Here is a 13,932-nt window from a genome sequence, read left to right as displayed (position 1 = left end):
GGCGGAGCGGATTGTGTGATCAGGTTCCGCCCCGGGTTTGCCCGCAAGGGGATCCGGATTAGTGTCATAATAGCGAATTTGCAGGTGACGGGGTTGTGCGCCGTCACGGGAGAGGGAATGTACGAGGTGATTGTTATCGGCGGCGGCTTGCTGGGCATGCTCTCGGCCCGGGAGCTGGCGCGGGCCGGGCGGCGCGTGGCGCTGTTCGATCGGGGACTGACCGGGCGCGAGTCGACCTGGGCCGGCGGCGGGATCCTCTCGCCGCTCTATCCGTGGCGCTTTGACGATGCGGTGAACGCGCTGGCCCGCTGGGCCCAGCCGCGCTACGCGGCCTTTGCCGGGCAACTGCGGGAGGAGAGCGGCATCGATCCCGAATATGAACCCAGCGGCCTGCTGATCCTCGACAGTGACGAGCGCGAGGCGGCCCTGGCCTGGGCGCGGCGCTGGCAGGTGGATCTACAGGCGGTGGGCGCGGCCGACATCCGCCAACTCGAGCCGCAGCTGGGTCCGGTACCGGAGCAGGCGCTCTGGTTGCCGGAGGTCGGGCAGTTACGCAATCCGCGCCTGGGCCGCGCCGTCCGGGGCAGTCTCGACGCGCTGGAGGTCGCGGTGTACGAGCAGCAGCCGGTGGACGCGCTGCTGATCGAAGACGGCCGGGTTCACGGGGTGAAAAGCCGGGGCGAGACGTTCCGGGCGGATCAGGTGATCATCGCCGGCGGGGCCTGGAGCGCCGGGCTGCTTGAGTCGCTGGGGATTGAACTGGCGGTGCGCCCGGTGCGCGGACAGATGATCCTCTATCGCGGCGAGCCGGGGCGGATCCGGCGCATCGTGCTCAGCCAGGACCGCTATGTCATCCCGCGCCGCGACGGACGGGTGCTGGTGGGCAGTACTATCGAGGAGGTGGGCTTCGACAAATCGACCACCGAAGAGGCCCTGGCGACCCTGCGCGAGGCGGGCGAGTGGCTGGTTCCGGCACTGGGGGACTGGCCCGTCGAGCATCAATGGGCCGGCCTGCGCCCCGGCTCGCCCCACGGTATTCCTTATATAGGCGAGGTGCCCGGGGTGGCGGGGCTGTATCTCAACACCGGCCATTTTCGCAACGGCGTGGTCCTGGGCCTCGCCTCGGCCCGGCTGCTCGCCGATCTGCTGCTCGGGCGCGAGCCCATCGTTCCGCCGGCGCCTTACCAGGCGGTAGCGGGAGGGCCGGGGGACGAGTAACGAGGGACGAGGAAATGCGCGGATTCTACGCCCTGCCAATGTCGTCGAAAAATTTCACCACGAAGACTCGAAGCCACGAAGTTGTCATTGTTGACTCTTCGAGTCTTCGCGCCTTCGTGGTTCCTTTTGGCCTCGTTACTCGTTCCTCGGCCCTCGTCACTGTGTCGTCTATATCCCTGAATTATCTACTGTTTTCAGGTGAAAACGGCGTAAACGACTAGACTTTGTCTAAAAGCGTGGTCTATACTCGGCCCATGATGGATAAAGAACCAACATCCTGGATGAGTGATGCGGAAATCAGCGCCCATCTGCGGGCGCATGATGTCACGCCCACCCAGCAGCGGGTCGATATTGCCCGGATCCTGTTCGCGCGGCCGCAGCATCTGTCGGCCGATCAGGTGCTGTCCATCGTCAACCAGGAGACCCAGCTGGTTTCCAAGGCGACCATCTATAACACCCTCAACCTCTTCGCCCGCAAGGGGCTGGTGCGCGAGGTGATTGTGGATCCGAGCAAGGTGTTCTACGACTCCAACGTCAGCGACCACCACCACTTTTACAACGTCGATTCCGGCGAGTTGATGGACATCGACTCACAGGCGCTCAAACTGGATCAGCTGCCGACCCTGCCCGAGGGGACCGAAGCCGACGGGGTGGATATCATCATCCGGGTCCGCAGCCGCGGGTAACCGTTGCCGCCGGTGTAGCTCAGTCGGTAGAGCAACGCATTCGTAATGCGTGGGTCGTAGGTTCAATTCCTATCGCCGGCACCATTTCCTGAACACCTTTTCTTCGCCTTATTTTGCTGAACCTGCCGGTTTGTTGTCGGGTGCGCCCTTTTGCCCCGCATTTGTGGGCTGCATCAGGAGACAACCCCGGACGGAACTTCCAATTCCGGGGACAGTATACCTATTTCTCTACCCCCCAATTCCGGGGACAGTATACCTATTTCTCTACCCCAATTCCGGGGACAGTATACCTATTTCTCTACCATTGTTAGACTATTGACAACGAGTTCATGCACAAGGAGGTGCAAAGATGGCCAGGATGCCACGGGTGGTTGTGCCCGGTTACCCTCATCATGTTACGCAACGAGGAAATCGCCGCCAAAAGACCTTTTTTTGTGACGACGACTATCGCTATTATATTCAGCTTCTGTCCGAAGCCGTCGCCACCTCTGACGCCGAAATCTGGGCTTATTGCCTAATGCCGAATCATGTGCATCTGGTTATGGTTCCCGGTGATGAGGATGGGCTACGGGCCGTGCTGGGGGAAGCGCATCGGCATTATACGCGCCATATCAATTTCCGTGAGGGCTGGCGTGGACATTTATGGCAAGAACGGTTTCATTCATTCGTTATGGATGAACAGTACCTATTGGCAACCGTTCGCTATGTTGAGCGTAACCCGGTTGCGGCACGATTATGCCGTCACCCGATCGATTGGCCCTGGTCAAGCGCAGCCGCCCACATTGCGGGCATAGATGATAGCCTGGTATCAGTGAGACCGATGTTGGAGCGGATTGATGACTGGGAAGCCTATCTGTCAGTCGTACAGGAAACACAGATCACTCACCAATACATTCAACAACACATTCAACAACACACACGGACAGGCAGACCGCTGGGTAATAACCAATTTATTGCTGAACTTGAATCGCTAACTGGAAAAGCGTTGGCTCGGAAAAAGCCTGGCCGAAAGCCGATGGTGAACGCAGAGAAATAGGTATACTGTCCCCGGAATTGTCCGCTGGTTAAATCGGCCGTGGCGATATTGTCCTTGAGGGTAATCCCGCGTACTTTATGAGCGGTGTTTCACTTTTCCTTTTCATCGCTGTCGATTTCGGGAATGAATGTGTAGGTTTCTGCCGGAATGTAGGTTGTTACCGCTTTTCTGGCCAGTTCGACGATATTCCGAAACTCTTCCCTGAGGGCAATCTGCAGCATGACATCCGTGTTGCATTCGTATTCCCGGCAAACCTCCGGGCGCTGCGCCCAGATGCCGCACAGTGATGTTTGTTTATCGAAGTGAGTACAGTAGCCCTCCGCGTCCTTGTCGATGAAACTTTTCGGCGGTGTCCCGTCGTCTGTTTGTTCCATTTCATGGGGTTTGAGCCGCACCAGCAAGTGGCAGCAAAAAGACTGGCAGCCCAGCCGTCTGCCGGCGTCACAGTCGATCAGTCGCGTTGTGTGTGAATTCTCAGCAGCCATGCGTGATCCGGCCCGATACATGTAATTAGCATACTACAAATATAGGGGATGCAAACCGGACGTCCAGCAAAAAACTGTGATCGGATTGGGTGTTTGGTGTCGGAAACGCGGCGCTGAGGGGTATTCGAGCCAGCTGATAAGGGGCCTGGCGACCGGTTCGGGCCTATGCGCGGGACGGTGTCAGCCTGCCGCTCTCGGTGCCGACGCAGCGCAAGATGCCATAGTCAAATTCCCCGTCGAGAGCTGTGTAGACATCCTTGAGTCGGCCGCTGGCGCCGGCCAGATCGAAGGCGGCGCGGATGGTGTTCAGTTGATCGTCGGTGAGATTAACGACGTCGTCGAGTTGCACGTCGCCCTGTTCCAGGGCGCGGGCGAAGTGGTTGTAGATGGTGCTTTCGGTCAGGCCGCGCTGGCGGGCGATGTCGGCGGCGTTGTGGCCTTCGCGCAGCAGGCGCAGGGTCTCTTTCACGGTATCGGAGCGTTCGGTCGGTGCGTTGCGATGCTGTGTCAATACATCAAGCACTGCCTGGCCGTAGGCGGCGATCTTGCGCTCGCCTAGGCCGGCGATGTCGGCCAGCTGTTCCCGGCTTTGCGGGCGGCGTTCGACCAGTTCCATGAGCGTGGCATCGTGGAAGACGACGTAGGGCGGCACGTCCTGGGTTTCGGCCAGTTGCCGGCGCAGGCTGCGCAGGGCTTCGAACAGCTGTTTGTCGGGATCGTTATTCAGTTCGGTATCGGCGCGTCCGGCGCGGCGTTTGCGCGCCGGTTTTTGTTCAACGCGCAGATGCAGGCTCTGCTCGCCGCGCAACAGCGGCCGGCAGCTTTCGGCCAGGCGCAGGCTGCCGTGGCCACCGACATCCACCTGCAGATAACCCAGGGCGATGAGCTGGCGGAAGATGCCGCGCCATTCGGTGGCGTTGAGTTCCTTGCCGGCGCCGAACAGCTGGAGCTGATCGTGGCCGTTGCGTTCGATGCGCGGATCGCTTTTGCCCAGCAGGATATCAACCTGATAGGTCACGCCAAAACGCTGGCCGGTGCGATAGACACAGGAGAGCGCCTTGCGCGCGGTTTCGGTGGCATCGTGGGTCTGCGGCGGGGTGAGGCAGGTGTCGCAATTGCCGCAGGGCTCGTCGCGGGGCTCGTCGAAATAGCGCAGCAACGCCTGGCGTCGGCAGGCAGTGGTTTCGCACAGGCCGAGCATCGCCTCGAGTTTGTGCCGCTCGATCCGCTTGCGCGCCTCGTTGGCTTCGGATTGCTCGACCATCTGGCGCAGGGTGATCACATCTTCCAGCCCGTAGGCCATCCAGGCATCGGCGGGCAGGCCGTCGCGTCCGGCGCGGCCGGTCTCCTGGTAATAGGCTTCGATGCTCTTGGGCAGATTGAGGTGGGCGACAAAGCGCACGTCCGGTTTGTCGATGCCCATGCCAAAGGCGATGGTGGCGACGATGATCACCGCCTCCTCGTTCTGAAAGCGGTGCTGGTGATGCTGACGCAATTCGCTGCTGAGCCCGGCGTGATAGGGCAAGGCGGTCAGGCCCTGCTTGCTGAGCCACTCGGCGGTGGCCTCGACCTTCTTGCGACTCAGGCAATAGACAATGCCCGACGCATTGGAGTGCTGTTCCTGGATAAAGCGCAACAGTTCCTCGCGGGCATTGCCGCGCTGATTGATGCGATAGCGAATGTTGGGCCGATCGAAACTGCTGATAAAACGCCGCGCCTGTTGCAGTTGCAATCGGGTGACGATCTCCTCGCGGGTCAGCTCGTCGGCGGTGGCGGTCAGGGCGATACGCGGGATATTCGGATAACGCTCGGCCAGTAAGGATAACTGGATGTATTCGGGGCGAAAGTCATGGCCCCACTGGGAGACGCAGTGCGCCTCATCGATGGCGAACAGCGCCAGCGGGGTCTGGTCGAGTTTGCTAAGAAAGCGTTCGGTCAGCAGCCGTTCGGGGGCGACATACACCAGATCCAGTTCGCCGCGCTGCATCTGTCCTTCAACCCGGGCGGCCTCTTCCGCGCTGAGGCTGGAATTGACGTACGCGGCGCGCACGCCGGCCTGGGTCAATGCCGCGACCTGATCCTGCATCAGGGCGATGAGCGGGGAGACGATAATCCCCACGCCGGGGCGGGCGATGGCCGGGATCTGATAACAGAGGGATTTGCCGCCGCCGGTGGGCATCAGTACCAGCGCATCGCGCCCCGAAATGAGGGTGTCGATGACCTCGTCCTGCGGCGGGCGAAACTGTTCGTAGCCGAAGATCGTCCTGAGTATGTCGGCCGGGTCGTCCATGCTGTCCGTTATTGTCATTGGCGATGTTGGCGACATTCTGCCACTCGCCCCGGAGGACCACAAGGTCCTCCCGGGCTCAGGGCCGAGTGACGAGGGGGCAATGTGTTTCCTCGTCCCTCGGCCCTTTATCGGGGGTAGGTCGGACATAGCGAAGCGGTGTCCGGCAATCGGGGTGGGTTGCCCGATACCGCTTCGCTATATCGGGCCTACGATTTTCCTCGTCCCTCGTCCCTCGACCCTTTATCGGGGGTAGGCCGGACATAGCAAAGCGTTGTCCGGCAATCCGGGCGTGCCCGATACCGCTTCGCTATATCGGGCCTACGACTTTCCTCGTCCCTCGTTACTCGTCCCCCGGCCCTGCCGTCAGGCGCGCGCCGGCGAGCGGATCGTCTTCGTCCCCGCATAACGGCAAATCCGGACGTTGTCGGCTGGCCTCGAGCTGACGGCGGATGCCCTGCAGGGCAGAGCGCAGGCCCTCTTCCAGCACCGGGTGGTAGTAGGGCAGTTGCAGGGCGGTGTCGACATCCAGGTTTTGCTGGATCAGCCAGGCCAGTTCATGGGCGATATGTTCGGCGCCGGGAATGGCCATTTGCGCGCCGAGCAGCCGACCCTCTGTATCGGAGTAGACGCGTAACAGGCCATGGTTCTGATCGAGGATCACGGCACGGCCCTGATCGCTGAAATCGGCTTTTCCGATCAGCGCATCGTCAGGCAACTCGCTGAACGGCATGCCCACTTGTGCGATCTGCGGTTCGGTGAAGACGATGCCCAGCGCGGTACGCCGTTGCAGGCAGTCGGCGTCAGGATGCAGGGCGTGGTGCGCGACGATGCGGCCTTCGTCGGCGGCTTCGTGCATCAGCGGGCGGATGCCGTTGAGGTCGCCGGCGAAATAGACCGGGGTATCGCCGGCGCGCAGCCGTTGCGGATCGATCTCCGGCAGGCCGTTGTCCTGCAGCGGCAGGCCCAGCGCGGCGAGGTTCAGATCCTCGATATTGGGCCGGCGCCCGACGGCAGCCAGCAGGGCGTCGAACTCAAACCGCTGTTCGCCGAAGTTTACGGTCACGCCGTTGTCCGCCGCTTCAACTTCAACATCGTGGCCGGTATGCAGGGTCATCGATTGACCGATTGCCTCAAGGGCCGCTTCGTTGACGGGATCATCGTCCAGTCCCGCCAGACGTTCGCTACGCCCGAAGGCCTGGACCTCGACCCCGAGCCACGCCAGCGCCTGGCCCAGTTCGGCGCCGATGGCACCCAGTCCCACCACCGCCATGCGCTGGGGCAGGGTCTCCAGATCGAAGATCGTGTCACTGGTGATGAGTCGTTCCCCCAGCGCCTGCCAGGGTTCGGGCACCACCGGGCGGGTACCGGTGGCGACGATAATGGCGTCGGCGCTGATCTGCCGGCCATCGATCTCCAGGGTGTCGGGACTGACAAAGCGGGGACGGCCCTTGAGATACCGGTCGCCCAGTTTCTCGACCATCTTGATCGCGCCACTGGCGAACCCGTCCCGCAGGGTGCGCACGTGTTGCATCACGGCCGGGCCATCGGGGGCCGGCGACGCATCCCGGGTCAGCTTGCGCTCTGTCAGGCGGCGCCCGCTATGAAACTCCTTGGCCACCTGCAACAGGACCTTGGAGGGCATGCAGCCGACCCGGGCGCAGGTGGTGCCGAGCGGGCCGGGATCGATCAGCAGAATATCTTTGCTATGCCGCGCCGCTTCCTTGTAGGCCACCAGGCCGGCGGTGCCGGCGCCGAGGATAATCAGGCGATGATGTTCGGACATGGGGTTCCCCCGCTCATGGGTGAGTGCGTCATCCGATACTAACGGGATGCAGGGGCTGGAACAATCGAACCGGCGGCTCTGTTACACTGCGCCCATGCTGAACTTCTCCCATCTTTCCCTGCGCCGCGGCAAGCACGAGCTGTTGCACGACGTCACCTGCACCGTGCAGGCAGGTCAGAAGGTGGGTATCACCGGGGCCAACGGCGTCGGCAAGTCCAGCCTGTTCGCATTGATATTAAATGAGTTGCAACCGGACGCCGGCGAGTTCTCCCTGCCGCCGAATACGGTGATCGCCCATGTCGCTCAGGAAATGCCGGCGGCGGACAAAAGCGCGCTGGAGTATGTCATCGACGGCGATACCCGTCTGCGCGATATTGAACAGCAGATCCGCGACGCCGAACAGCAGAATCGCGGCGAACAACTGGCCCGGCTGCACAGTGAACTGGAACATATCGACGGCTACAGTGCCGCCAGCCGGGCCGGCAAGCTGTTGCACGGGCTGGGTTTCTCCGCCGAACAGGAGTCGGTCCCGGTGCGCGAATTTTCCGGCGGCTGGCGCATGCGCCTGAATCTGGCCCAGGCGCTGATGTGTCGTTCCGATCTGTTGCTGCTGGATGAGCCGACCAACCATCTCGATCTGGAGGCGGTGGTCTGGCTGGAAGAGTGGCTGCGCGCCTATCCCGGCACCCTGTTGCTGATCTCCCATGATCGCGACTTTCTGGATCGGGTGACTACCCATATCGCGCATATCGAGCAGTGTCGCATGACGTTGTATACGGGCAACTACTCCGCCTTCGAAGTATTGCGCGCGCAGCAACTGGCCAATCAGCAGTCGGCGTATGAAAAACAGCAGCGCGAAATCGCTCATATCCAGAAATACATCGATCGCTTCCGGGCGCAGGCCAACAAGGCCCGCCAGGCACAGAGCCGGATCAAGGCGCTGGAACGCATGGAGGTGATCAGCCAGGCGCATGTGGACTCACCCTTTCATTTCAGTTTTCGCACGCCGAACCAGTTACCCAATCCATTGCTGCAACTGGATGAGGTGGCGATCGGCTATGCGAAAGAACCGGTATTGAACGCGGTCAAACTGACCATTGCGCCGGGCGATCGCATTGGCCTGCTGGGCTATAACGGCGCCGGCAAGTCGACCCTGATCAAATCACTGGCCGGTGAGTTGAAGCCGCTGATGGGTGAAACCACCCCGGCCAAAGGCCTGGAAGTCGGTTACTTTGCCCAGCATCAACTTGAGCAACTGGATCCGCAGGCCAGTCCCCTGTTGCATTTACAACGGATCGATCCCAAAGCAAGTGAACAGTCCCTGCGTAACTATCTGGGCGGTTTCGGCTTCGGCAACGAGATGGCCGTCTCCCCGGTGGCGCCGTTCTCCGGCGGGGAAAAGTCGCGTCTGGTGCTGGCCATGCTGGTCTATCAAAAGCCGAACCTGTTGCTGCTCGATGAGCCCACCAACCACCTGGATCTGGAAATGCGCCATGCGCTGACCCTGGCATTGCAGGAATTCGACGGCGCCATGGTGGTGGTTTCCCACGATCGCTATCTGCTGCGCAGTGTGGCCGATAGCCTGTTGCTGGTCGCCGATGGCAACGTCTCGCGCTTTGACGGCGATCTGGACGATTATCGCCAGTGGGTGCAGCAACAGGAGAAAGCCTTCGCGGCGGATGCCCGTGGTAATAAAACCACGCCCGGACTCAACAAAAAGCAACAACGCCAGCAGGCCGCCGAACAGCGCCGCCAGATACAGCCGTTGCGTAATAAAGTCAAAAAGCTGGAACAGCAGATGGAGACCCTGACCAGTCGGCAGGCCGAACTGCACGATCAACTGGCTGACACCCGCCTGTATGAGGAACAGAACAAGACCGAGCTGCAGGAATTGCTCGCCCAACAGGCAGAGCTGCAACAACAACAGCAAGCCGTTGAGGCGCAGTGGCTGAGTGTTAACGAAGAGATCGAAATGCTGGAGCAGGCGGGTACGGGCTGATGACCGCGGTCAGGTGAAATCAGGCAAAACCGGGATACCCCCGTTTTGCCTGATTTCGATTTCGCCTTTATTCAGTGCCGGGCTTTTTCAGCCGGCACGACATTCAGGTAGCCGGTGCCCTCAAACGCTGTGCCGTCTCTGGTTTGGCCGCGAACTGTCCCTTCGGCGTCGGTCATTCTGAAACCGGCCTTCCGGTTGTCGAAGTGGCAGAGGCGGTCAATGCGGCCGTCCTGGTTCAGGTCCACGCCTTTCCGGTTGCATTTAACCAGGCTGTTCTCCTCGCCGGTGGCGCCAAAGGTCAGGGTGTCCGTGTCAATGTTAAGCGGGTTAAAGTCGGGTCCACCCAGAATCGTGACCGGGATACTCCCGCGACTCTTCGGGTTGATCGGCTTGACCTTGCCTTTACCCGGCTTGACCCTGATCGCAACCTGTTTTACCTGGGCCGTTACCCCCGTAATTTCCAGACTGTAATCACCCTCTTTTCCATAGTCCGGGTAGCGGACGTCGCCACCATCGATGAAATAGCGGGGAAAGTTGCTGACACCAACGATATAGCGCCCGGTTGTCGGGGCCACGAAGTCGTCGATTCGGGAATCGTACTGGCTTATGCTGCCGTCATCGGGTGAGGTTGCGTCATCATTGAAACGCAGCATCTTGTACTCGGGGCCGCTATCAAACACGGCCAGCACGGTGTCCACGCTCTGCGTCCCGCCCCATCCGTTGTTGATATCAATCGTTACAACATCCCCCGCTGTTGCCCGGAAGCTGAAGTAGTCGAGGTCATCAGAACCGCCGTTACCCAGCTCAGCCGGGACAAGCGCGGCACCGGGGATGGAGAGCGATTGAGCCGTCCCGATCGGGTGATTAATCTCGATCTCGTTGATGGTCTTCTCGCCGGCGTGCGCAACCATGCCAAGGCATGCGGTTGCGAAAATCAGTAATTTGGCTGTAATCCGTATAAACATGGCAGTGTTCTCTTTTGATTATTATCCACCGGAAAAATGAGCGAATAGGTCTGTCGAGAATTACAGCACGGATTCATTGAACCTGCAGGGTGCCGACCGAGACAGGTGCAGAATGTTTGATTGCCGTCACACAAATAAGGGGGAGAATGAGGAAAGTCCGGGGCGATTCATACTCAGCACTCAGCACTCAGCACTCAGCACTCAGCACTAATCTTCTTTGATTCGCAGCGACAGATCCACGGCCTGGACATCCTTGGTCAGCGCGCCGACAGAGATGAAATCAACGCCGGTCTGTGCCACCTCGCGGATATTCTCCAGGGTAATCCCGCCGGAGGCTTCCAGTATCGCGCGGCCGCTGTTCAGGCTGACCGCCTGGCCCAGTGTTTTGAGCGACATGTTATCGAGCAGAACCCGTTCGACGCCGGCTTCCAGGGCCTGTTCCAGCTGTTCCAGGGTTTCGACCTCCACTTCAACCTCGAGTTGGGGTGACAAGCCTCGCGCCGTGTCGACGGCTTTGAGAATCGAGCCGGCGGCGGCGATGTGATTCTCCTTGATCAAGACCATGTCATACAGGCCGATGCGGTGATTGGTGCCGCCGCCGCAACTGACTGCGTATTTCTGCGCCAGACGCAGGCCGGGGAGGGTTTTGCGGGTATCGAGGATGCGCGCGCCGGTATCGGCGACTTGATCGACATAGTGGCGTACCGACGTGGCGGTGCCGGAGAGAAGTTGCAGGAAATTGAGCGCGGTACGCTCGCCGGTTAACAGTGAGCGAACCGGGCCCCGTAACTCACACAGTAACTGGTCGGCTTCAACACGATCGCCGTCGCTGATCTGCCAGTCGATCCGGGTGGCCGGATCGAGCTGGCGAAACACCTCGTCAAACCAGGCATGGCCGGCGATCACCGCGGACTGGCGGCAAATGATCCGGGCGTTGGCCTGGCGGGTTTCCGGTAACAGGGCGGCGGTGACATCGCCGCTGCCAACATCTTCGGCCAGCGCGAGGCTGACCTGTTGTTGAATGAGCTCGGGGGGAACAGTAAACAGCATAGGATCCGTACTTATTGGGTTTTGGCAAAATCGAGAATGACATCGTGCAACTCGCCTTTGAGGCGATCATCCAGACTCTGCAGTGCCCGCTGACGTGCGAGCAAGGGCTGGCTGGCGGCCTGCTTGATCTCCCAGCGATGACTGCCCTGCACGGTGTTGCTGGACAGGGAGCGAAGTACAATAGTCAGGTTGCCGTGGACCCAGTACCATTTCTGTTCAGCGGTGGATGACATATCCAGACTGGCATCAAGCTGGTAATTGGCCCCCTCGTTGACCTGCTGGAAACCCGCTTCAGCCAGGGCACCATTGATCAGGGTCGGTAATTGTCCGCTCGCATCCTGTTCGATACGGGGGCGGATGCGGACTCGTTGGGCCAGATTGTTACGGTCATGCAGCAGATTTTCGAGCGGGTAACGGCCTGGCTCGCCCTGGCCGGCGGGATCGATCACCTGTAACTGACGTTGCAGGGCGCGGCGCTGCAGCTGGAGCTCGACGGCGCGATTGGCCCGCTCGAGCTGGCGCAGCAGTTCACTTTGTTGCCTGGCATCCCCGATCACTGTACTGGTCAGATTATCCAGTTGCCGGATTGCGTCCCGCAGTTGTTGTCCGGCCTTGAGGCGATCCAGTACGGCGAGGGCATACTCACGGCCGCTGTCGGGGTCCTGCCAGATTTCGGCGATTTCGATGTGTGAGAGAGTCTGATCGGTGCGGGTATCAATCCGGCGCGAGATGGCGGTTTCCAGGCTGGAGCGGACCTGCTCGCCGCTGCCGGTTGTGCGGCTGTATTCGGTGACATCCTCGCTCTGTTCGTTAATGGTGACCTCAAACACCTTGGCCAGATCGGCACGGGCCCGATCCCGGGCCACGGCGGCATGTTCGGCTTCACCGCGGCCAATCAGATACTGTTCGGACGGATAGGCCGTGCTGTTACCGCTGATCCAGTCGGGGCGGTCATCGCCCGCGCCGGGACCGGCACAGCCGGTTAATAGCGTGATCAGTATCGTTATGACAAGCGGAGGATAAAAACCGGCAAGGTTGTTCATGCTAGTGCCTCAGTGTTGGATAAGCGGGGAACCACAAATAGGACAGATAACGCTTGCTGCCGCGGGTCAGGTTAACCCGGCCCAGTTGCCGACTCCTGGTCACCCGGCCGTCCAGTCCGATCAGTTCCAGAGTCACATTATAGTCGCCCGGCGGCAGCGTGACACGCGCCATCTGGATTTCGCCGGGGAGGGTCAGCCAGCTGCGGGTGTCGGCCTGTTCAGTAACCACCCCGGCGATATTCATCAACAGTCCGGCAAGCGCGTCATTTTCACCGGCCTGACGTGACATTTTGTATTTGACCACGGCCCGCGCCAGGGCGCGGGCCGTGATCGCGGGCATGTTGTCTTGCAGGGTACGCAGGGCAATGCCGCTGATGTCTTCCATGGGTTCGGTACGGACTCGCCGCTCATCAACCACCACCCGGGCGTGACTGAGATGACTGTTGCGCGGTTCATAAACGGGCACGGCAAAATGGACCAGATACCCGGTGCGCGGATCCATCTGGCCGATGCGCTGCGAGCGTTTGATCGGGGCCAGATCCTTGTGAAACAGAACAACCAGTTCAGCCTGCTCCGGGTCGAGCTGTCGGGTTTCGACATCGAAACGCGCAGCATACCCGGTGTACTCTTCGGTTAGCCCCAGTTGCCGGCTGAGGCGTAACAGGTCCTGCTTGAGCTGCCGGGGAACCTGGATACCGTAGGCTTGTTGATGTTCCCGGTAAGCGTTGTAGGCCTTGCGATAGGCGATCATGGCATTGTCGTTCTCGCCCTGTTGTTCGTAGATCAGGCCGGTGAGATAACGCACGAAAGGATCGATGCTCAATATGGAGTCGGGGTTGGCTTCCTGTAATTGACGCAGGCGTATATCGATTTGCAGGGCCTCGACCCGTGCCGCATCCACCTTGTCCTGCAATAAATAGTTGAGTGCGGCGTACACATGCAGCATCAGTTGTTCGAGGGATGAGCCGGTGTAGGTCCGGGTGCCGTCATTGATGAAAAACGCGGCGCTCTCTTCGGAGATGCTGGCGGCCTGGTACTGTTCGATGATTCTCTTGGCCTGTTCAAACTCGGCATTGCTGGCGGCGTAGTCGCCGAGCATGTGCAGCAGCATGGCCTTGTTCAGGTGAAACAGCAGGCGATTGCGCTCGGGATGGCGTTGCTCTTCCAGGGCTTCGAGAGCGGCGGCGGGATCCTGGCTGGCGAGAGTCTGGATCTCCCGTTCAAAATCACGGCTGTAGCTGGCGCAGCCGGTTTGCAACAGAATCAGAATACCGGCCAACAGCCAGCCCAGGTAATAGCAGGCGGAGAATTGCGTTTGACGGGAAGGCATAGGCCGGTCTGCTGTTGCTAGCGGGTGATCATCGACTACCCCGTCCT

General features: G+C 60.5%; 11 protein-coding genes and 1 tRNA gene. 5 read left to right on the top strand and 7 right to left on the bottom strand.

Going from position 1 to position 13,932, the window contains the following annotated elements; translation table 11 throughout:
• Positions 1-117: 117 nt before the first annotated feature.
• From thiO to EDC23_RS13370, 4 genes are all read left to right on the top strand, one after another.
• A complete protein-coding gene (thiO, locus tag EDC23_RS13385) occupies positions 118-1,218 on the top strand; it encodes a glycine oxidase ThiO (protein WP_134085282.1) in 1,101 nt (366 codons plus the stop codon).
• A gap of 281 nt (positions 1,219-1,499) precedes the next feature.
• Positions 1,500-1,904 (top strand): Fur family transcriptional regulator, encoded by a 405-nt coding sequence (locus EDC23_RS13380; protein ID WP_243830797.1) that lies wholly within the window; start codon positions 1,500-1,502, stop codon positions 1,902-1,904.
• 8 nt (positions 1,905-1,912) lie between these two features.
• Positions 1,913-1,988, top strand: a tRNA-Thr gene (locus tag EDC23_RS13375).
• A gap of 265 nt (positions 1,989-2,253) precedes the next feature.
• Positions 2,254-2,940, top strand: coding sequence for a transposase (locus EDC23_RS13370; protein WP_134085279.1), 687 nt, complete (start codon positions 2,254-2,256; stop codon positions 2,938-2,940).
• Positions 2,941-3,029: 89 nt separating this feature from the next.
• Here EDC23_RS13370 and EDC23_RS13365 read toward each other — a convergent pair whose 3' ends face one another.
• The 3 genes from EDC23_RS13365 to EDC23_RS13355 form a co-directional block, all read right to left on the bottom strand.
• Complete coding sequence (locus EDC23_RS13365; protein ID WP_166668879.1) at positions 3,030-3,425, bottom strand: YkgJ family cysteine cluster protein; 396 nt, start codon at positions 3,423-3,425, stop codon at positions 3,030-3,032.
• Positions 3,426-3,588: 163 nt separating this feature from the next.
• On the bottom strand, positions 3,589-5,733 hold the full coding sequence (gene recQ / locus EDC23_RS13360) for a DNA helicase RecQ (protein WP_243830796.1): 2,145 nt from the start codon (positions 5,731-5,733) through the stop codon (positions 3,589-3,591).
• A gap of 322 nt (positions 5,734-6,055) precedes the next feature.
• Entirely contained in the window at positions 6,056-7,498 is a 1,443-nt protein-coding gene (locus tag EDC23_RS13355; RefSeq protein ID WP_134085276.1) for a dihydrolipoyl dehydrogenase, read from the bottom strand.
• A gap of 94 nt (positions 7,499-7,592) precedes the next feature.
• Between EDC23_RS13355 and EDC23_RS13350 the strand changes: the two genes are divergently transcribed.
• Positions 7,593-9,497, top strand: coding sequence for an ATP-binding cassette domain-containing protein (locus EDC23_RS13350; protein ID WP_134085343.1), 1,905 nt, complete (start codon positions 7,593-7,595; stop codon positions 9,495-9,497).
• A 71-nt stretch (positions 9,498-9,568) separates the two neighbouring features.
• Here the strand turns inward: EDC23_RS13350 and EDC23_RS13345 are convergent, their stop codons facing one another.
• The 4 genes from EDC23_RS13345 to EDC23_RS13330 all read right to left on the bottom strand — a co-directional run bounded on the left by EDC23_RS13345 (position 9,569) and on the right by EDC23_RS13330 (position 13,885).
• Positions 9,569-10,408, bottom strand: a complete 840-nt coding sequence (locus EDC23_RS13345) for a PPC domain-containing protein (protein ID WP_166668878.1) — start codon at positions 10,406-10,408, stop codon at positions 9,569-9,571.
• A 261-nt stretch (positions 10,409-10,669) separates the two neighbouring features.
• Complete coding sequence (gene nadC / locus EDC23_RS13340; RefSeq protein ID WP_134085273.1) at positions 10,670-11,512, bottom strand: carboxylating nicotinate-nucleotide diphosphorylase; 843 nt, start codon at positions 11,510-11,512, stop codon at positions 10,670-10,672.
• An 11-nt stretch (positions 11,513-11,523) separates the two neighbouring features.
• Complete coding sequence (locus EDC23_RS13335) at positions 11,524-12,555, bottom strand: LPP20 family lipoprotein (protein WP_134085272.1); 1,032 nt, start codon at positions 12,553-12,555, stop codon at positions 11,524-11,526.
• A gap of 1 nt (position 12,556) precedes the next feature.
• On the bottom strand, positions 12,557-13,885 hold the full coding sequence (locus EDC23_RS13330; protein ID WP_134085271.1) for a COG3014 family protein: 1,329 nt from the start codon (positions 13,883-13,885) through the stop codon (positions 12,557-12,559).
• Positions 13,886-13,932: the final 47 nt, after the last annotated feature.

Source organism: Thiohalophilus thiocyanatoxydans, from assembly GCF_004366735.1.
GTDB lineage: Bacteria > Pseudomonadota > Gammaproteobacteria > UBA6429 > Thiohalophilaceae > Thiohalophilus > Thiohalophilus thiocyanatoxydans.
The sequence above is the reverse complement of the archived record's forward strand: the minus strand, read 5'-3'. Positions and strand labels throughout refer to the sequence as shown.